General features: G+C 64.4%; 16 protein-coding genes. 14 read left to right on the plus strand and 2 right to left on the minus strand.

The window, feature by feature from the left end:
* Positions 1-43 precede the first annotated feature (43 nt).
* Positions 44-3,184 carry an alpha-mannosidase gene (locus VQ071_RS23480; RefSeq protein WP_340516672.1) on the plus strand — a complete coding sequence of 1,047 codons (3,141 nt, stop codon included), beginning with the start codon at positions 44-46 and terminating at the stop codon, positions 3,182-3,184.
* A 76-nt stretch (positions 3,185-3,260) separates the two neighbouring features.
* Here the strand turns inward: VQ071_RS23480 and VQ071_RS23485 are convergent, their stop codons facing one another.
* Positions 3,261-4,046, minus strand: a complete 786-nt coding sequence (locus VQ071_RS23485) for a hypothetical protein (protein ID WP_340516673.1) — start codon at positions 4,044-4,046, stop codon at positions 3,261-3,263.
* 250 nt (positions 4,047-4,296) lie between these two features.
* Here VQ071_RS23485 and VQ071_RS23490 point away from each other — a divergent pair, with 250 nt between their 5' ends.
* The 10 genes from VQ071_RS23490 to VQ071_RS23535 all read left to right on the plus strand — a co-directional run bounded on the left by VQ071_RS23490 (position 4,297) and on the right by VQ071_RS23535 (position 14,899).
* On the plus strand, positions 4,297-5,928 hold the full coding sequence (locus VQ071_RS23490; protein ID WP_340516674.1) for an ABC transporter substrate-binding protein: 1,632 nt from the start codon (positions 4,297-4,299) through the stop codon (positions 5,926-5,928).
* A gap of 88 nt (positions 5,929-6,016) precedes the next feature.
* The gene (locus VQ071_RS23495; RefSeq protein WP_340516675.1) at positions 6,017-6,967 is read left to right on the plus strand and encodes an ABC transporter permease; all 951 of its coding nucleotides are present in this window, start codon (positions 6,017-6,019) and stop codon (positions 6,965-6,967) included.
* Between the two features lie 4 nt (positions 6,968-6,971).
* Positions 6,972-7,817: an ABC transporter permease gene (locus VQ071_RS23500; RefSeq protein WP_340516676.1), complete on the plus strand. Its 846-nt coding sequence runs from the start codon at positions 6,972-6,974 to the stop codon at positions 7,815-7,817.
* A gap of 82 nt (positions 7,818-7,899) precedes the next feature.
* Positions 7,900-9,006, plus strand: coding sequence for an ABC transporter ATP-binding protein (locus tag VQ071_RS23505; RefSeq protein WP_340516677.1), 1,107 nt, complete (start codon positions 7,900-7,902; stop codon positions 9,004-9,006).
* Complete coding sequence (locus tag VQ071_RS23510; RefSeq protein ID WP_340516678.1) at positions 9,003-9,908, plus strand: ABC transporter ATP-binding protein; 906 nt, start codon at positions 9,003-9,005, stop codon at positions 9,906-9,908. The genes VQ071_RS23505 and VQ071_RS23510 overlap by 4 nt, the downstream gene beginning before the upstream one ends.
* A gap of 58 nt (positions 9,909-9,966) precedes the next feature.
* Positions 9,967-10,425: a hypothetical protein gene (locus VQ071_RS23515; RefSeq protein ID WP_340516679.1), complete on the plus strand. Its 459-nt coding sequence runs from the start codon at positions 9,967-9,969 to the stop codon at positions 10,423-10,425.
* Positions 10,426-10,607: 182 nt separating this feature from the next.
* Positions 10,608-11,207, plus strand: a complete 600-nt coding sequence (locus VQ071_RS23520) for a Uma2 family endonuclease (RefSeq protein WP_340516680.1) — start codon at positions 10,608-10,610, stop codon at positions 11,205-11,207.
* 57 nt (positions 11,208-11,264) lie between these two features.
* Complete coding sequence (locus VQ071_RS23525) at positions 11,265-11,741, plus strand: hypothetical protein (protein ID WP_340516681.1); 477 nt, start codon at positions 11,265-11,267, stop codon at positions 11,739-11,741.
* Positions 11,742-11,852: 111 nt separating this feature from the next.
* Positions 11,853-13,007, plus strand: a complete 1,155-nt coding sequence (locus VQ071_RS23530; protein ID WP_340516682.1) for a peptidase G2 autoproteolytic cleavage domain-containing protein — start codon at positions 11,853-11,855, stop codon at positions 13,005-13,007.
* 677 nt (positions 13,008-13,684) lie between these two features.
* A complete protein-coding gene (locus tag VQ071_RS23535) occupies positions 13,685-14,899 on the plus strand; it encodes a sn-glycerol-1-phosphate dehydrogenase (RefSeq protein WP_340516683.1) in 1,215 nt (404 codons plus the stop codon).
* Between the two features lie 121 nt (positions 14,900-15,020).
* On the opposite strand, the gene VQ071_RS23540 is transcribed toward VQ071_RS23535, so the two are convergent.
* Positions 15,021-15,308 (minus strand): hypothetical protein, encoded by a 288-nt coding sequence (locus VQ071_RS23540; protein WP_340516684.1) that lies wholly within the window; start codon positions 15,306-15,308, stop codon positions 15,021-15,023.
* A 187-nt stretch (positions 15,309-15,495) separates the two neighbouring features.
* Here VQ071_RS23540 and VQ071_RS23545 point away from each other — a divergent pair, with 187 nt between their 5' ends.
* From VQ071_RS23545 to VQ071_RS23555, 3 genes are read left to right on the plus strand one after another with little or no spacing between them, the layout of a single operon-like run.
* Positions 15,496-16,503 carry a LacI family DNA-binding transcriptional regulator gene (locus tag VQ071_RS23545; RefSeq protein WP_340516685.1) on the plus strand — a complete coding sequence of 336 codons (1,008 nt, stop codon included), beginning with the start codon at positions 15,496-15,498 and terminating at the stop codon, positions 16,501-16,503.
* Positions 16,504-16,518: 15 nt separating this feature from the next.
* Complete coding sequence (locus VQ071_RS23550) at positions 16,519-18,315, plus strand: L-fucose isomerase (RefSeq protein ID WP_340516686.1); 1,797 nt, start codon at positions 16,519-16,521, stop codon at positions 18,313-18,315.
* A 13-nt stretch (positions 18,316-18,328) separates the two neighbouring features.
* Positions 18,329-19,996: a ribulokinase gene (locus tag VQ071_RS23555; protein ID WP_340516687.1), complete on the plus strand. Its 1,668-nt coding sequence runs from the start codon at positions 18,329-18,331 to the stop codon at positions 19,994-19,996.
* The last annotated feature ends 182 nt before the right edge of the window (positions 19,997-20,178 follow it).

The following is a 20,178-nucleotide window of genomic DNA, read 5'->3' on the forward strand; positions in this document are numbered from 1 at the left end:
TCTTGTTATAACACGTGTCATTAACCCAAGGAGGCGTCGGAATATGTTCTGGACGATCGACAAGCTGCATCAGAGAATCGAGGAGCTGGCACCGTATCGTTACCGCGATGCGGTGGATGTGGACGATTGGGAAATGCAGGAGGACGAGGCGGGCGCGAACGGCGTGCAGCATCCCCCGGCGATCGGCGGCGGGCAGATGCTCCGCAAAGGCGACCGCTGGTCGGGCTACGACCGGTATGTCTGGCTGCGGCGCCGGGTCAGTGTGCCCGAATCGTGGCAGGGCCGGGAGGTTGTCGGCCTGTTCGACTTCGGGATCACCGGGCCGGGCAACAACTCCGCCTTCGAATCTTTGCTTTACCTGAACGGCAGCCCCTATCAAGGTGTGGACACGAACCACCAGGAAGTATTTTTCCCGGCCGACGCCGCGGGTTGCGAGCTGGAGCTCGTCTTCCGCCTGTGGTCGGGCCTCGAGGGAGGGGGCGGCCCCCGCGAGCAGGAGCACCGCTTCAAGCGGGCGTCGATTGCCGTGCTGGATGCGGCCGCCGACGATCTGTACTTCACCGGCCGCGCCGCGCTCGAGACGGCCAAGGCGCTGGACGATGCCCAGCCGGCCCGGCAGGACCTGCTGGCTGCGGCCGACCGCGCCTTTCTGCTGGTCGACTGGTCGCGTCCCGGCTCGGAGGCGTTTTACGACTCGGTGGCGCAGGCCGCGGACGCGCTTCGCGCGCAGCTGTCCAAGCTGAACAAGACGCATCCGGTGACCGTCCGCGCGATCGGACATACGCATATCGACGTCGCCTGGCTGTGGCGGCTCACGCATACGCGCGAGAAGGCGGCGAGATCCTTTTCGACGGTGCTCCGCCTGATGGAGAAGTACCCCGAGTACGTCTTCCTCCAGACGCAGCCCCAGCTGTACGCCTACCTTAAGCAGGACTACCCCGAGCTCTACGCGCAGATTCGCGAGCGGGTGAAGGAAGGACGCTGGGAAGCGGGCGGCGCGATGTGGCTTGAGGCGGACTGCAACCTGACGAGCGGCGAATCGCTGGTTCGCCAGCTTCTTCACGGGACGCGGTTTTTCCGCGAGGAGTTCGGCGTCGAATGCGACTATCTGTGGCTGCCCGACGTGTTCGGCTACAGCTGGGCGCTGCCGCAAATTTTGCGCAAATCCGGCATCAAGACGTTTATGACGACCAAGATCAGCTGGAGCCAGTACAACCGGATGCCGCACGATACGTTCCGGTGGCGGGGCATCGACGGCTCGGAGGTGCTGACGCACTTCATCACGACGCCCGAGGTCGCGGACGCCAACGTGTGGTGGTACACGTACAACGGCTTGATCGAGCCGTTCGCGGTCAAGGGCATCTGGGACACGTACCGCGACAAGGAGATCAACCGCGAGCTGCTGCTGTCGTACGGCTACGGGGATGGAGGCGGCGGGGTCAACCGGCATATGCTGGAGATGCGGCGGCGGCTGAACGAGATGCCGGGTCTGCCGCATGTCGAGCCCGGGCGCGCCGACGACTTTTTCGCCAAGCTGCACGAGACGGTCGAGAGCACGGACCGCTACGTGCATACATGGGACGGCGAGCTGTATCTCGAATACCACCGCGGCACGTACACGAGCCAGGCCTACAACAAGCGGATGAACCGGAAGCTCGAGCTGATGTACCGGGAAACGGAATGGCTGCAAGCCGTCAGCGCGGCGGCCGACGGCGACTGGTCCGCATACCCCGCGGAGCTGCTGCATGAAGGCTGGGCGACGATACTGCGCAATCAATTCCACGATATTATCCCAGGCTCCTCGATCGGTGCGGTATACGAGGACGCGCGGGCGGAGTACGCCGGCGCGGAGCGGCTCGGGCGGGAGGCGCTGCAGGCTGCCGCCGACCGGCTCGCGCGGCGGGATGAGGGCGCCGTCGTGAGTCTGTACAACAGCGCCGCGTTCGACCGCACGGAGCTGGTCGAGATCGCCGTCGCGGACGGCATCGGCGCCGAAGGCGCATGGCTGGCAGCGGACGGGAGGCCGCTGCGGGCGGACTACGCGGACGGCCGCTGGCTCGTGCTGGCGGAGGACGTGCCGGCTGCGGGCGCGGCGAATCTGCGGTTCGAGCCGTCGGCGAAGCAGCCGGAGGCGGCGCCGGCGTTCGCCTGGGACGGGCGCGTCCTCTCGACGCCGCACTACGAGCTGACCTTCGACGAAGCCGGCCGCATCGTCCGGCTGTACGACCGCGACGCGTCGCGCGAGGTGCTGCCGCAGGGGGCACGGGCGGGCGAGCTGCAAGTGTTCGAAGACAAGCCGAAGATGTTCGAGGCTTGGGATATCGACCTGTTCTATCAGGAGAAGCAGCGCGAGATCACGGACCTGCGGCGGCTGGAGCTCGTCGAGCTCGGCACGCTCCGCGCGGTGCTGCGGCTCGAATGGGCGTACGGCGCGTCGGTCATCGAGCAGCGGCTCGTCGTCTACGCGCACGACAGGCGGATCGACTTCGTGACGCGGGCGGATTGGCGGGAGCGCCAGCAGCTGCTCAAGGTCGCGTTCCCGGTCGAGATCCGGGCCACCGAGGCGACCTACGACATCCAGTTCGGCAACGTGAAGCGTCCGACGCACTGGAATACGAGCTGGGACTATGCCAGGTTCGAGTCGGTCGGCCATCAATGGGTCGATCTGTCCGAGCGCAATTACGGCGTCAGTCTGCTGAACGATTGCAAGTACGGCCATGACATCAAAGACAACGTCATCCGTCTGTCGCTCATCAAGTCGGCGATCGATCCCGATCCGCATGCCGACCAGGGCGAGCACCTGTTCACCTATTCCCTCTACCCGCACATGGGAGACTGGACGGAGGGCGGCACCGCGAGAGCGGCTTGGGCGCTCAACAATCCGCTGCTCTTGACCGGCGGCGCCAGCGCATTCGCGGGCAAGTCGCTGCTGCGCGCGGATGCCGAGCATGTCGCGTTCGACGCCTTCAAAAAAGCGGAGGACGAAGACGCGCTCATCGTCCGGCTGCACGAATACGCGGGCGGGCGCGGCACGGTGACGCTGACGGGCGACTGCGAGATCGCCTCGTGGCAGGAATGCGACCTCATGGAGCGCCCGACCGGCGAGCTTCACGGCGGCGACGAGCCGCTGCGCTTTGAGCTTGCGCCATACGAGATCAAGACATTTCTGATTCGGTTGAAGTAAGGAAGGACGGGGAGCCGCAGAAGGCGCCTCGTCCTTTTTTTGCCGCGCGCCGTGCGGGTGGCGAACGGCCGGCGGGTCATCCGCGTCGGCGGGAGGCGATCGCCCCCGCGGCGCCCGTCCGCGCCGCATCGCCTTCCCTACGGGAGGCGATCCCCCACGCGGCGCCCAGCCGCTCCGCATCGCCTTCCCTACGGGAGGCGATCGCCCCTGCGGCGCCCAGCCGCGCCGCATCGCCTTCCCTACGGGAGGCGATCGCCCTCGCGGCGCCCAGCCGCTCCGCATCGCCTTCCCTACGGGAGGCGATCGCCCTCGCGGCGCCCAGCCGCGCCGCATCGCCTTCCCTACGGGAGGCGATCGCCCTCGCGGCGCCCGTCCGCTCCGCATCGCCTTCCCTACGGGAGGCGATCGCTCCCGCGGCGCCCAGCCGCGCCGCATCGCCTTCCCTACGAGAGGCGATCGCCCCCGCGGCGCCCAACCGCGCCGCATCGCCTTCCCTACGAGAGGCGATCGCCCTCGCGGCGCCCAGCCGCGCCGCATCGCCTTCCCTACGGGAGGCGATCGCCCTCGCGGCGCCCAGCCGCGCCGCATCGCCTTCCCTACGGGAGGCGATCGCCCCCGCGGCGCCCAGCCGCGCCGCATCGCCTTCCCTACGGGAGGCGATCGCCCTCGCGGCGCCTGCCCGCGCCGCATCGCCTGCCCGCGCCGCATCGCCTTCCCTACGGGAGGCGATCGCCTTCGCGGCGCCTGACCGCGCCGCATCGCCTTCCCTACGGGAGGCGATCGCCCTCGCGGCGCCCGGTCGCGCCGCATCGCCTTCCCTACGGGAGGCGATCGCTCCCGCAGCGCCCGCCCGCACCCCCACACCGCCCGGCCGCCCCCCATCGCCATCACGTGCATACTTCCGTCCACGGTGTGGGATACCATAATTAGTCAGCCCCGCGAGCGGGCCGGTTGCCCGGGGCGGTCGCAATCGATATAATAAAAAAGTTGTCGATATTTTCGGCCAGATTCGACAAATTTTTTTGAAATAAAACTTGCAATTCCGAGTAACCCGATGTAGTATGATAAAACTGTTACAAAAACAGATACAGAGATCGGTGGAGGTTGAAACTATGCTTAACCGCAACAAGAAGCGCTTTTCAGGCATCATCATACTGGCGCTGTTGACGATGCTTGCGAGCGCATGCTCCGGCAACAACAACGCGAACAACCCGGCCGCGAGCGGATCACCGTCCGCCTCGGCATCCGGCTCCGCTGCCGCCGGCGGCGCCAAGGATGGCGGCAGCCTGATCGTCGCCGTCGCGTCCGATCCGGTCGTGCTGAACCCGAACTACGCCGGCGACCGCGTCAGCCTGACGATCGACCAGGCGCTGTACGCGCCGCTGTTCCAGGTGAACGACGGCAAGAAGACGTTCTATCTGCTCGACAGCCTCGACCTGTCCGAAGACAAGCTCACCTACACGCTGAAGCTCAAGAGCGGGCTCACCTGGCATGACGGCCAGCCGCTGACCGCGGACGACGTCGTGTTCACGATCGACAAGATTCTCGACGAGTCCCAGAACAGCTTCCTGCGCGGCAACTTCATCATCGGCGGCAAGCCGGTGCAGGCGGTCAAGGTCGACGACACGACGGTCGAGCTCAAGCTGCCGCAGGTCGCTCCGGGCTTCGAGGCGACGCTCGTCCAGGTGTTCCCGATTCCGAAGCATATCTTCGAGAACGAAGCGAACATCGAGAAGAGCGACAAGAACAAAGCGCCCGTCGGTTCCGGCGCGTTCAAGTTCAAGGAATACAAAACCGGCGAGTACCTGACGCTCGAGCGCTTCGACGGCTACTTTGGCGGTAAGCCGCATCTCGACTCGATCACCTACCGGATCGCCAAGGATACGAACGCGGCCAACCTGGCGCTGCAGAACGGCGAGCTGAACGTCAAGTATCTCGACCCGCAGGACGTCGCGACGATTCAGGCGTCGGGCAAGTTCGACATTTTGCCTTACAGCGAAGGTCGTCTGGCGTACATCATGTTCAATCACAACAGCGCTACGGGCGTTCTGAAGAAAAAGGAAGTCCGCGAAGCGATCGGCTACGCGCTGAACCGCGAAGAGCTGATCCAGGTCGCCTACGCTTCCGCCGATTATGCCGATCCGGCGCATTCGTTCCTGACGCCTGACGTGCTGTACCAGACGAACGACGTGCCGACCTACGACAACGATGTCGCCAAGGCGAAGGAACTGCTCCAAGCGGCAGGCGTCAGCAACCTGAAGCTGCGCTTCATCGTGCAGAGCGGCAACAAGGTGCAGGAAGCGGTCTCCCTGTACGTGCAGCAGAAGCTGAAGAACGTCGGCATCACGGTTGAGCTCAGCAGCATGGACGCTTCGGCGTTCGTGGCGAAGTTCACCGATCCGAAGGCTACGGACTTCGACCTCGTCGTGTCCGGCTATATTATGGGCTTCGACCCGGATGCGTACAGCATGCTGTTCACCTCCGACGGTTCGTCCAACTACTCGCACTACAGCAACCCCGAAGTCGACGCCCTGTTCAAGCAAGGCGCGGGCGAAGGCGATGCCGCGAAGCGCGAGCAGATTTACAAGGACGCGCAGAAGCTCGTCGCCGAGGATGCGGCCATCTACCCGATCGCCTATACCAAGACGATCGTCGCCGTCGACAAGAAGTACGGCGGTGTCGACGAAGCCGTGCTGAAGCCGGTCGTCATTTTCGAAGATCCGTCCAAGCTTTACGTCAAATAAGACGCTGTTGAAATACCGGACGCGCAAGAAAATAAGCTGGTTCGTCCAGCTTATTTTTTTGTACGTCTAAGGCCGGGGAGCGTACCGCATGAGACAACTCTTAATTAGAAGGCTGCTGCAGACGATTCCGCTGCTCATATTCGTCTCGATCGTCTGCTTCGCGATGATCAAGCTCGCGCCCGGTGATCCGGTGCTGTCGTTCGTCACCCCCAATATGCATGCCGAGGACATCGAGCGCATCCGCCACAATCTCGGGCTCGACCAACCGGCCTACGTCCAATATTTCCTGTGGATCAAGGAGGCGCTCCAGGGCAATCTCGGTTATTCGCTCGTCAATCATCAGCCCGTGCTGGAGCAGATTCTGGACCGGCTGCCGGCGACGGCGGGCCTCATGGGTTCGGCGCTCGCGCTCGCCGTGCTGCTCGCGATTCCCCTCGGACTTGTGGCCGGCGCGAACAGAGGCCGCTGGATCGACAAACTCGTCAACCTGATCGCCTACGTCGGCATATCGGTCCCCCTGTTCTGGCTCGCCATTTTGCTGATCTACTATTTCTCCATCCACCTGCACTGGCTGCCGAGTATGGGCATGCGTACGATCGGGGTGAACAGCGCCGTCGACGTACTCAAGCATGGCATCATGCCCTGCACGGTGCTTGCGTTCAGCTTCCTCGCGATCTACGTCCGGTACATCCGCTCCAGCACGATCGGGCAGCTGCGCGAAGATTATGTGCAGATTCAATACGCCTTCGGCTCGACCAAGCGCATCGTGCTGCTGCGGCATGTGCTGAAGCATGTGCTGCTGCCGATCATCACGCTGCTCGGCATGTCCATGGGCGAGCTGGTCGCCGGCGCGATCGTGACGGAGACGGTATTCTCGTGGCCGGGCATCGGCTCGCTCGGGATGACGGCCGTCCGGGGCATGGACTACCCCGTCATCATGGGCATCACGCTGTTCTCCTCCATCATGCTCATCTTGGGCAATCTGGCGGCCGATCTGCTGTACGGCGTCGCGGACCCGAGAATCAAATCGAAGAGGTGACCTCATGAACCGGAGCAAATGGCGGAGCGTCGCGTTCGAGCTGCGGTCGAGCGTATTCGGCATCGCAGGCATCGTTATCTTAATTTTATTCACGGTTGCGGCCGCGCTGGCATTTCTGTCCCCGCACGATCCGAACGCGCTGAACGCGCTCGAGCGTCTGAAGCCGCCGAGCGCCGCGCACTGGTTCGGCACGGACGACTACGGGCGGGATTACTTCACGCGGGCGCTGTACGGCGGGCGGGTCTCGCTCATGGTCGGCTTTGCGTCCATGATTCTGGCGACGGGCATCGGCGTGATCGTCGGCATCGTCAGCGGCTACTTCGGCGGCTGGCTGGACAATCTGCTCATGCGGCTCGTCGAGGTCGTCATGTCGATTCCGTCCTTCCTCATTCTGCTGCTGCTGAGCGTATTTCTGAAGCCGAGCGTAGGCAATATCATTCTGATCATCTCGCTGCTCATGTGGATGAATATCGCGCGGATCGTCAGGGCGGAGACGATGTCGCTCAAGGAGCGGGAGTACGTGCTGTACGCCAGGGCTTCCGGACAGGGCGCGCTCGGCATTATCCGCAGGCATATTTTCCCCAATCTGATACCGGTCGTCATCGTAGGCGCGACGAACAATATCGCCTCCGCGATCATGATGGAGTCGTCGCTCAGCTTCCTCGGCTTCGGCGTTCAGGCGCCGAATGCGACATGGGGCAGCATGCTCAACAACGCCCAGGGCCTGATCGCCCAGGCGCCGTATCTGGCGGTGTTCCCGGGTCTGTTCATCCTGCTGACGGTGCTCAGCTTCAACGTGCTGGGCGACATCCTGCGCGTCGGCTTCGAGCCGAAGCTCGTGAAGAGATAGCCGTGCGGCGCGGACCTATGAACGGGCACTCTGACGCGAATCGCAAATATAGGTTTCCATCGGAAAAAGGAGGGGACGGCGCATGGCGGAACGCGTGAAGTCGAAGTCGAACGATCCGCAGCGGCTGCTCGAGATGGACGATCTGCGCGTATCGTTCTACGGCCGGGAAGGCGAAAATCAGGTCGTGCGGGGCGTAAGTCTGCATGTGGATGCGGGAGAGACAATCGGCATCGTAGGAGAATCGGGCAGCGGCAAAAGTGTGACCGCCAAGGCGGCGCTCGGTCTCATCGGCGCACCCGGCAAGGTGATCGGCGGCGATATCCGCTACCGCGGCGAGAGCGTGCTCGGCTGGTCGAACAACCGCTGGCGCAAGCTGCGGGGCAATCGGATCGCGATGGTATTCCAGGATCCGATGACGGCGCTCAATCCGGTCAAGACGATCGGCGCGCAGATGACCGAGGTCATCCGCAGACATCGCGGCCTCGGCAAGGAAGAGGCGAAGCGCGAGGCGGCCGCCAAGCTGCGCGAGGTCGGCATCTCCGAGCCGGAGCGGCGGCTCGGCCAGTATCCGCACGAGTTCAGCGGCGGGATGCGGCAGCGGGTCATGATCGCGATGGCGCTCTCCTGCGAGCCCGAGCTGCTGCTGGCGGACGAGCCGACGACGGCGCTCGACGTGACGATTCAGGCGCAGATCCTCGATCTGCTCAAGGATATCAAGGCCCGCTCGAACATGGGCATCGTGCTGATCACCCACGATCTGGGCGTCGTCGCGCAGGTATGCACGCGCGTCGTCGTCATGTACGGCGGCATGGTGATGGAGGAGGGGACGGTGGAGGACATCTTCTACCGTCCCGGCCATCCGTACACCCAAGGCCTGCTCAAGTCGGTGCCGCGGCGCGGCGGCGGGACACGCGAGCGGCTCGTGCCGATCGAGGGCACGCCCCCGGACCTGCTGAACCCGCCGCCGGGCTGCCCGTTCATCGAGCGCTGCCCGCACGCCTTCGGCAAGTGCGTGGAGCGGCCGCCGCTGTTCGAGCTGGGCGACGGACACCGCGCGCTGTGCTGGCTGCACGATGCGGAGCATGGAGCGGCGGCGGACGCGGGCCTTGCTGGCCCGGCCGCCGGCGGGGACGAGGCTGCCGGCGCACGAGCGCAGGCGCAGGCTGGCGAGAGGGGGGCTAACGGATGATCGGCAGCGATGCCAGGACGTTGGTGGACGTGCGCGGCCTGAAGAAGTACTTTGTCAAGGAGAAGGACGTCTGGGGCAGGACGACGCAGGTGCTGAAGGCGGTCGACGGCGTCAGCTTCGACATCCGCAAAGGCGAGACGTTCGGCCTCGTCGGAGAGTCGGGCAGCGGCAAGTCGACGGTCGGGCGCTGTCTGCTGAGACTGTACGACTATACGGAGGGCGAAGTGTTCTACGACGGACAGCCGCTGTCGAGACTGGACGACAAGGCGTTGCGACCGTTTCGCAGGCGCATCCAGAGCATCTTCCAGGACCCTTACTCGTCGCTCAACCCCGGCATGAACGTGCTGGAGCTGATCGGCGAGCCGATGGACATTCACGGCGTCCATGCGGGCGCGGCGCGCAAGGAAGCGGTCGCCGACCTGCTCGTGAAGGTCGGCCTCAAGCACGAGCATCTGTACCGGTATCCGCACGAGTTCAGCGGCGGGCAGCGGCAGCGGCTCTCAATCGCCAGGGCACTGTCGGTGCGGCCGGAGTTCGTCGTGTGCGACGAACCGATCTCCGCGCTCGACGTATCCGTGCAGGCGCAGGTCGTGAACATGCTCGAGGATCTGCAGGCCGAGTTCGGCCTGACCTACCTGTTCATCGCGCACGACCTGTCGATGGTGCGCCATATCTCCGACCGGATCGGCGTCATGTACGGCGGCCGTCTCGTCGAGGTGGCGGACAGCGACGAGCTGTACGACAATCCGCTGCATCCGTACACGCAGGCGCTGCTGTCGGCGATCCCGGTGCCCGACCCGCGGGCCGCGGGCAAGCGGATCGCCTGGGACCGCTCGGCCTGGAGCGGCGAAGGCGCCGCGCTGCGCGAAGTGAGTCCGGGACACTTCGCGGCGATTCCGTGAGAGGCGGATTGGCACAGCGGCTAACAGTAAATTGCATCATAAAAGGAGCGGATGAGGCATGAGCGCGACGAACGAAGTCAAGCTGTCGCAGTGGGACGCCTTGTTGGTAGAATCGCTGCGATCGATGGGGTGGTCGGACGAGGAGCTGATCGCGCGTGTCCGTGCGGGCGAGCTGCCTGTAGACGAGAGCCCGTTCGAGTTCAAGTACGAGGCGTTGACCGCATTCGCGGAAGCGGAGCCGGAGACGTTCGAGGCGGCGGTCAAGCAAGGCTATCAGATCAAGTACAACACGGTGCGCGGCATTCACAGCTGGATTCGCGTGGCGCTCGGCCTCGAGCCGGAGCTGCTGCTGGAGACGGGCGCCGAGGCCGTGCGGGCAGCGCTCACCGGGCCGGAGAGGGAGCGGCTTGCGTCCGTGCTGTCGTTCGGCTGGCACATCCGCGGGGCCGACGGGCAGACAGAGGGAGCAGCGGTCGAAGGGCGGGGCGTCTACTTGATCGAACCGATTCAGCGCTGAGAATTCGAAGCGTCGGTCTTTTCAAGCAGCGTTGACAGAATATCCATTCTTGTCCATAATGATGGCAGGAACGAACGTGGGGAAGCACCCCGTCAGAGCCGAACACGCCAAGTGTCGCTTTGACGGGGTTTTTTAGTACCTGAGCGAGCTTTGCGGAACTATTTTATCGGGAGGCTTGTCGTATGGACAAAAAAAAGGAACGGGAAGCGGCGATCAGAGAGCAGCGGGTGACGTATGAGATATACGCGGAGCTGCCGGACGACGGGCAGCGCTATGAGGTATTGGACGGCGTGCTGGAGCTGATGCCTCGGCCTTCGCTCGTGCATCAGATGCTTGGCGGCAAGCTGTACTACCTTGCGACGCAGAGCTGCAGTTCCGAATTTTTTGTATTATCTGCGCCGCTCGACGTCATCCTGAGTCCCAGGAACGTAACGCAGCCCGACGTGATCCTCGTGCGCCGCGACCGCACGGACATCATGACGATGCGCGGCATCGAGGGCGCGCCGGATCTCGTCGTGGAGATTCTCTCGCCCGGTTCCAGGCACAGGGACAAGGTGCGCAAGCTGGCCATTTACGGCAAGCATGGCATGCCGGAGTACTGGATTCTCGACCCGGTGGCGCGCACGCTGGCGCGGCACGAGCAGGACGGCGGCAGGCTGACGCTGACCGAGCTGTTCGAGGGAGACGAAGCGGTCGTATCGGACAAGCTGCCTTGCATCTCATTTGCCGTGAGCGAGCTGTTCGCGGAGGAGCAGATCGGCCGCCTGCTTGCCGGCGGCTGAAGCCGAACAATGCGATGTGACCAAGTCCACTAACGGGGCTAAGAGGAGATCCGCGGGATGAGCTACCCGTGCGGCTCTTATGACGACCGGGTCGTGACGGCGCTGCCGGTCCCCGGCATCGAGTATGCCCGCACGACGAAGAGCCACGGCGGACTCGAGCTGCCCGCGGATTTCCTGCGCTGGCATCCGACCTGCCATCAGAAGCAGACGGTCGAACGGACAGAGGCTTTGCTGCGTCATCGGGACCCGTCCGGACGCATGGCGCTGCTCTACGTTCGGGGGCGCAGCTTCGAATTCGACAGGGACGACAATCGGGTGCTCGTCGATGCGGCCGGCGAGCTGCCGGCGGGTGCCGACGACGTGTGGAAGGCGACCAACGCCGAGATCGTCGCTTGCAAGCAGGCGCTCGACCGGCTTCGTTTTTCCTCCGACTGCACAGTCGTGCACAATCCGTCCGGGCTCGAGGTATGGATCGAGGCGGACGGGAAGCCGGTCGCCGTCGGCCCGGAGAGCTCGAGCATTTGTCGCCGCTAGCCGGGTCCTTCGTTCGGCCATGCCCTTATTCGGAATCTGTCCAAGCAGGTCCCGCGGTTTGTTCATACAATAGGACAAACCCCACGGGGGTTAGCTTAGGAGGGATGCTGGATGGCATTAGGACCGTATGCGCACCAAGAGGGCCTGAATACGAGCGCGACGGGACTCGCTTCCCACGCGGAGGGCTATCAGACGCTGGCGAGCAACGTCGCTTCGCACGCGGAGGGCGCCAGCACGACGGCGTCCGGTTATATCAGTCATGCCGAGGGCTCAGGATCGACTGCCTCGGGCAACACCGCGCATGCCGAGGGGACGACCACCACGGCTTCGGGCGATTTCAGCCATGCCCAAGGCTCGCGTACGATCGCCTCGGGGACGGCCGCCCATGCCGAGGGCGACAGCACCCAAGCGGACGGCGCGTACGCGCATGCCGAAGGGTATCTCGGCACCGCATTCGGTTATACGGGGCATGTCGAGGGCTACGGCTCGAGCGCTTCGGCCTCCGTCTCGCACGCGCAGGGCTTCATGACGACGGCGGATGCGCCCGTCGCGCATGCGGAGGGGCTCGGCACCGCCGCCGGCATGCTGGAGGGCGTGCACATCATGGGCCGCTACGGCACGGCCAACGAGAATACCTATTCGTGGTATCTGGCCAACGGTACGGCGGCCGGCGCACCGGGCTTCGCGGCGAAGATACTGTCCGACGGCAACGTCAAGATCGACGGCGCGGTCAGCACGCCGGCCGCGGATTATGCCGAGATGTTCGAGAGCGAAGACGGCGAGCCGATCGAGCCGGGCTACTGGGTCGCGCTGGAGGGGGACAAGATCCGCAAGGCGAACGCGGACGACCGGTTCATCCTCGGCATCGTCAGCGCGACGCCGGCAGTGCTCGCCGACAGCGGGGAGCTGAGATGGCGCGGGAAATATATGACGGACGAGTGGGGCCGCGTGCAGTACGAGTGGCGCGTCCGCCCGCCCGTCATGGGCGAGGACGGGCAAGAAGCGCTGCCCGGCGGGCAGGAGCGTGTCCCGGTGCTGAATCCCGCATGGGACCCTGACAGACCGTACGTCCCGCGCCTGAATCGGCCGGAGTGGATGCCGGTCGGCCTCGTCGGCAAGCTGCTGGCGCGCGATGACGGCACCTGCGTGCCCGGCGGCCGCTGCATGCCGGGCGACGACGGCGTCGCCACTGCCTCCGACGACGGCTTTATGGTGCTCAAGCGCACGGGCCGGCGCCAGGTGCTCGTGCTGCTGCTGGGCCGGTGACGGCGCTTGCGGGGGCGGCTTCGGCTGCCGGCGCCGGCCCGGGCTGGACGCGGCGGCTCAATCCGAATCAAAACGTCAGGCAGCAGCCGCTCCCTGACGTTTTTGGCGTTTGCCGCCCTACGGCACAGCGTTCGATCAGGATCGGGATCGTGAAGTTCATGCCGACGGGTCCGGCCGCGAACACCTTCAATGATCACGTAGCCGTGCGGGGTTCCGGCCGCCAGCGGGAGGGCGAAGACGAACAGCGTCTGCCGGGCGATCGTCCGCCGCAGCCCGCGCCCTTATAAACGAACCTGTATCCCGGCGAACATCCGCGGTGCCCATCCTGACAATATGGTCACGTATCGCATGCTCCCCGTTGCCCCCCGTTGCGCCCGCCCGCCGCTAGTGGTATGTTCCATACGAAGCTTTACGGCCGGACAGGGGACGCATGCTATGATGAAAATCATGATCGTCGAGGACGACCGTACGATTCGCGAGCTTGTGACGGAGACGCTCGGCAAGTGGGGGTTACCTCAAGGACGGCGACGTGTTCTGCGACGGGGCCTAGGCGGAGCTGACCAAGACGGAGTTTGCAATATTGAACCTGCTCATGCGCAATCAAGGCGAGATCGTCGGCCGGGGGCGTTTTATCGCGACCCGCAAAGGGCAGGGGTATATATGTCAGGAGGGCAATCATGAGCGCAAATACTGATATTCTCTCATCGATCAGGCGGGAGGCGGAGGCCCGGGGTGTCCGTCTGGATGATGTCGTTTTCCCGGACGAGATCGTACTGGCGCCGGGCGCTTCCGCGCGCCTGCCGGCTTATTTGAAGGAAAAAGGCTACCGGCGCGCGCTGCTGGTCGGCGATTTGCTCACGATGGCGGCGGCTGACGGCGAGCGACTGGCGGCGGAGCTGCAAGAGCTCGGCATTGCCGTCGCGTCGACGCTGATGACGCCTAATCCCGCCGGGGACGTCGTGGCGGACGAGGCCTCGGTCGTACAGACGCTGCTGGACATGCAGCGGCATGAGGCCGATGTGGCGGTCGCGGTCGGCGCGGGCACGCTGCACGATATTACGCGCTATGCCGCATTTACGGCCGGGCTGCCGTTCGTCTCGTTGCCCACAGCGCCGTCCGTCGACGGTTTCACCTCGCGGGGCGCGCCGCTGCTCATTCGCGGCGACAAGATCACCGTGCCGGCGATCGGCCCGTCCGCGATATTCGCGGATACGGATATTTTGGCGCGGGCGCCCGGCACGATGGTCGCGGCCGGGTTCGGGGACATGCTCGGCAAGTATACGTCGCTGTTCGACTGGAGGGTCGGCCAGGCACTCGGGGGCGAGGTCTACGATCCGTTCGTCGCCGAGCTGACCGCACGCGCCCTGGCGGACTGCGTGGCGCATGTCGACGCGATCGGCCTCCGTACGCCGGAAGGGATCGAGCTGCTGACCCGGGCGCTCATCGAGTCGGGCCTCGCGATGCTCATCTTCGGCCAATCCCACTCGGCCTCCGGGGCCGAGCATCATCTGTCGCATTATTGGGAAATGGAGCTGCTGCGGACGGGGCGCCGGCAGGTGCTGCACGGGGCGAAGGTAGGGGCGGCGTGCGCCGTCATATTGGAGCATTACCGGCAGTGGGCTGCATCGCGAAGCGAGCTTGCAGGGAACGGCAGACAAGAGAACGATGCCCAACCCAGCGGCACGCTCATGGCGCATCTGCCGGACATTCGCGCCTGGCTCGACGAGCTGCCGACGTCGGATCGCATCCGAGAGCTGCTCCGTATCGCCGGCGGCCCGCAGACGCCAGGGGAACTGGGCATCGACGAAGCGCTGGTCGCGCGCTCGCTGCGCGAAGCGGACCGGATCCGCCCGAATCGCAGGACGCTGCTGCGGTTTATCAATGAAGGATAGCAAGCTGGATCGAGTCCGACAGGAGCCGTGCGAAAGTAGTGGCGTATAGCATCGGCTAGACGATTTTTGCGGGGCAAACGGACGAAGCGATGTCGGCAGCTTTGTCGACATCGCCCGTGTATTAAAATTGCTTTAGTTGCTCGATGTCGAAGCGTTGTTGGCCTTGGATGCTGGCGAGAGCCCGGATATCTTCCTTGGTGGCGCAGTATTCGAACTTGGCGTGAAGCAGATGGAGCGAGGCGGAAATATCTTCAACTTGGTTCAGTTCAATCCGATCGACTTTCTCTTCGATGACTTGGGCACGCACTTCGATGCGGTCGACTTTTTCTTCGACGGCTTGGACACGCACTTCGATGCGATCGAGCCGTTCAATCACCTGCAGCAGCAGCATATTGGTTGTATCGCTCAAGACGGCAACCTCCTTTCAAGGGAACGTATGGTGTCATCATTATAGCAAAGCGCGATGGCGAAAAAAATACGAAAAAAAGTTTATAAATTGCGCTTGACGGACGCTGGAGAATCTATTACGATGTGTGTGTAATCGATTACGTAAACGGTTCCATATGGGATGCGGTGCAGCAGCAGGAGTGAACGAAGTGGCGAAGGCAACGATCAAGCAAGTGGCGGCGGAAGCGGACGTATCGACGGCGACCGTCTCCAGAGTGCTGAACGACAGCGGTTATGTGAGCGACGAGATTCGCGGACGCGTGATGGAAGCGGTGGAGCGGCTCAACTATCAGCCCAGCGCCATTGCCCGCAGCCTCAAGCAAGACAAGACGTATATGATCGGCGTGATCGTACCCGATATTTCCAACTCCTACTTCATGGGCATCTCCAGAGGCATCGAGGACGTCGTCGGACGGGAAGGATTCCAGCTGATGTTCTGCAGCTCGGACGAGAACCCCGACAAGGAAGCGAGATTGCTGCAGCTGCTGCAGGAGAAGCGCGTCGACGCGATCGTGCTCGCGACCGCCGGCGGCAACGAGCAGACGGTCGCCCGCCTCTCCGAATCCGGCCTGCCGGTCGTGCTGATCGACCGCAAGCTGTCGGGAGACGCGGCGGACGCAGAGCTGGACCTGGTCGCGGAGGACAACGAGGACGGCGCGAACCGGCTGATGAGCCGGCTGCTCGAAGACGGGCATCAGGTCATCGGCATCGTGAACGGACCTGCCCGAGTGAGCACCGGCCGCGAACGTTTCGAGGGTGCGATGGCCGCGATGCGGGCGCACGGGATCGAGCATGAGCCGCTCGTGTACAACGGCGCATTCTCGACCGAGGACGGCATCCGGGCCGTCCGCAGATTTCTCGAGGCCGAGCGGCGGCCGACAGCGATCGTCTCTCTGAACAACCGCATGAGTCTCGGCGTGCTGCTCGAGATCGTGCGTCAGGGCTTGCGGATTCCCGACGATATCGCCGTAGCTTCGTTCGGAGAGGTAGAAGCGGGTTCGCTGCTGAAGTCGCCGAAGCTATATTACATCGATCAGCATCCCTACGACATGGGTCAGCGGGCGGGGGCGATTCTCCTGACGCGGCTGAACAAGGACGGGGCGGAGCAAGCTCCGATTCAAGAAATATTCCGCAACGACATCAATACGATCGCATGAAGGGATGGACTTGATATGAATCATTCGACAACATACTGCAATCGATTGCAGGGCAGCCTGCCCAAGATCGGCATTCGTCCGATCGTAGACGGCAGGCGCGGCGGCATCCGGGAGTCGCTCGAGGACGTTACGATGGATATGGCGAAGCGCGTAGCCGAATTTCTGACGGGAAATATCCGCCACAGCAACGGCCAGCCGGTCGAATGCGTCATTGCCGACACTTGCATCGGCGGCGTAGCGGAGGCGGCGCGGACGGAGGAGAAGTTCGCGCGGGAAAATGTCGGCCTCTCGATCTCGGTGACGCCGAGCTGGTGTTATCCGACGGAGACGATGGACACCCATCCGATGCGGCCGAAGGCGATCTGGGGCTTCAACGGCACGGAGCGCCCGGGTGCGGTATACCTGGCCGCAGTGCTCGGCGCGCACAATCAGAAGGGACTGCCCGCGTTCTCCATCTACGGGCAGGACGTGCAGGACATCGGCGATACGGACATCACGCCCGACGTGCAGGCCAAGATGCTGCAGTTCGCCAAGGCGGGTCTGGCGGTCGCGACGATGCAGGGCAAGTCCTATCTGTCGATGGGCGCGGTGTCCATGGGTATCGCGGGCTGCATCGTCGACGAGACGTTTTTCCAGCGCTACCTCGGCATTCGCAATGAATACGTCGACATGACGGAATTCGTAAAGCGCATGGAGCTGGGCATTTACGATCACGAAGAGTTCGAGCGTGCGCTCGTCTGGGTCAAGGCGAACTGCCGGCCGGGCGCGGACGTCAATCCCGATCATCTGAAGCGGTCGGAGGCGCAGAAGGAGAAGGACTGGGAGGCGGTCGTCAAAATGACGCTGATCGCCCGCGATCTGATGGTCGGCAATCCGCGTCTGGCCGAGCTCGGGTTCGGCGAAGAGGCGCTCGGGCACAATGCGATCGCGGCGGGCTTCCAGGGCCAGCGCTCCTGGACGGATTACTTCCCGACCGGCGACTTTATGGAAGCGATGCTGTCCTCCTCCTTCGACTGGAACGGCATCCGCGAGCCGTTCATGCTGGCGACCGAGAACGATACGCTGAACGCGGTCACGATGCTCTTCGGCCATCTGCTCACGAACTCGGCGCAAATCTTCGCGGACGTCCGCACCTACTGGAGTCCGGATGCGGTGAAGCGCGTCACCGGCTATACGCTGGAGGGCCAGGCGGCGGGCGGCGTCATCCATCTGATCAACTCGGGACCGGCGGCGCTCGACGGCACAGGACGGCAGACCAAGGACGGGCAGCCGGTCATGAAGCCGTTCTGGGAGATTACGGAGCAGGAGGTGCAGGACTGTCTCGGGGCGACCGAGTGGTGTCCGGCGGTCGATTACTTCCGCGGCGGCGGCTTCTCGTCCGACTTCACGACGCGCGCCGGCATGCCGGTCACGATCGCGCGCGTCAATCTGGTCGCCGGCGTAGGTCCGGTGCTCCAGCTGGCCGAAGGCTACACGGTCGAGCTGCCGGACGAGGTGCACGACACGCTCGACCAGCGCAGCAATCCGACATGGCCGACGACGTGGTTCGTGCCGAAGCTGACGGGCGAGGGACTGTTCAAGGACGTCTACACCGTCATGAACAACTGGGGCTCCAACCATGCGTCGATCAGCTGCGGACATGTCGGCGGCGACCTCATCACGCTGGCATCCATGCTCCGCATCCCGGTCAGCATGCACAACGTGCCGGACGATCGGGTCTTCCGCCCGAGCTACTGGTCGGCGTTCGGCGGACTCGAGCCTGTAGGCGCCGACTATCGCGCCTGCGCGGCGCTCGGACCGCTGTACAAATAAGGAGGGCTCAGGCGTGAAAAAGCGTTATGCGATCGGCGTCGACTATGGCACGGAATCGGGACGGGCGCTGCTCGTCGATATCGCGACCGGCGAGGAGATTGCCACGCATGTGACGCCCTACCGGCACGGCGTGATCGACGAGACGCTGCCGGGTACGGGCGAGCGGCTGCCGCCGGACTGGGCGCTGCAGCATCCGTCCGACTATATGGAGGTGCTGCGGACATCCGTGCCCGCCGTGCTGAAGGAGGCAGGCGCCGCTCCGGACAGCGTCATCGGCATCGGCATCGACTTTACGGCGTGCACGATGATGCCGCTCGACGAGGCGGGCATGCCGCTCTGCCTCAAGCCGGAGTGGCAGGATCGGCCCCACAGCTGGGTGAAGCTGTGGAAGCATCACGCCGCCCAGGACGAGGCGACCAAGATCAACGAGACGGCGGCCGCGCGCGGCGAGGCGTTCCTCGCCCGCTACGGCGGCAAGACATCCTCGGAGTGGCTGCTGGCGAAAATCTGGCAGATACTCGACGAGGCGCCGGAGCTGTATGCGCAGGCGGATCTGTTCATGGAGGCGGCGGATTGGGTCGTCATGCAGATGACGGGCGAGCTCGTCCGCAACAGCTGTACGGCCGGCTACAAGGGGTTCTGGCACAAGCGGGACGGCTTCCCGTCGCGCGACTTCCTGGCGGCGCTCGATCCGCGGCTCGCCGACCTGCCGGCCACGAAGCTGCGGGGGCCGATTCTGCCGCTCGGCGCCAAGGCGGGCGGACTGTCGCCCGCGATGGCGGAGGCCATGGGCCTCAGACCCGGCACGGCCGTGGCCGTCGGCAACATCGACGCCCATGCGATGGTACCGGCCGTAGGCGTCGTGACGCCGGGCAAGCTCGTGCTGACGATGGGCACGTCGACATGCCATCTGCTGCTGACAGCGGACGAAGTGCTGGCCGAGGGCGTCAGCGGCGTCGTCGAGGACGGCATCGTAGCCGGGTATTACGGCTATGAAGCCGGACAGTCCGCAGTCGGCGACATCTTCGCCTGGTACGTCGAGGAGGCGGTGCCCGCCTACGTGAAGCAGGCGGCCGAGGCGAGCGGCACAGGCGTCCATCAATGGCTGGAGCGGCAGGCGGCCGCATATCGTCCGGGCGAGAGCGGACTGCTCGCGCTCGACTGGTGGAACGGCAACCGCTCCGTGCTCATGGATGCCGATCTCACGGGCCTCATCGTCGGGCTGACGCTCGCGACGAAGCCCGAGGAGATCTATCGCGCGCTGCTCGAAGCGACGGCGTACGGCACGCGCCGGATCATCGAGGCGTTCGAGGCCGGCGGCGTGCGAATCGACGAGCTGTACGCCTGCGGCGGCCTGCCGCAGCGCAACAGGCTGCTCATGCAGATCTACGCGGACGTGACGGGCCGCGAGATCCGCATCGCGGATTCGACGCAGACGGCGGCGCTCGGCGCGGCGATGTTCGGCGCGGTCGCGGCCGGCGTCGAGGCCGGCGGGTTCGGCTCCGTCGCCGACGCAGCGGCGCGCATGGCCCGCATCCGCGAGGAGACGTTCAAGCCGGACCCGGCGAATGTCGCGCTGTACGACCGGCTCTATCGCGAATACGCGGAGCTGCACGATTACTTCGGCCGCGACAGCGGCTTGATGAAGCGGCTTAAAGCGTTGAAAAGCCATCCGCATTGACGGATGCGCTTTTCCCGCCGATCTGCAATCGATTGCGGATCAGGGGTTTGCTTAAGCGGACGGCGTAACCGAGCTGCCCGCATACTATGCACGCACACTATGCACGCACAGTAGGCACGCACAGTAGGCACGCACAGTAGGCACGCACAGTAGGCACACACAGTAGCACGCACAGTAGGCAC

Origin of the sequence: Cohnella sp. 56 (assembly GCF_037963805.1) — a bacterium.
Classification (GTDB): domain Bacteria; phylum Bacillota; class Bacilli; order Paenibacillales; family Paenibacillaceae; genus Cohnella.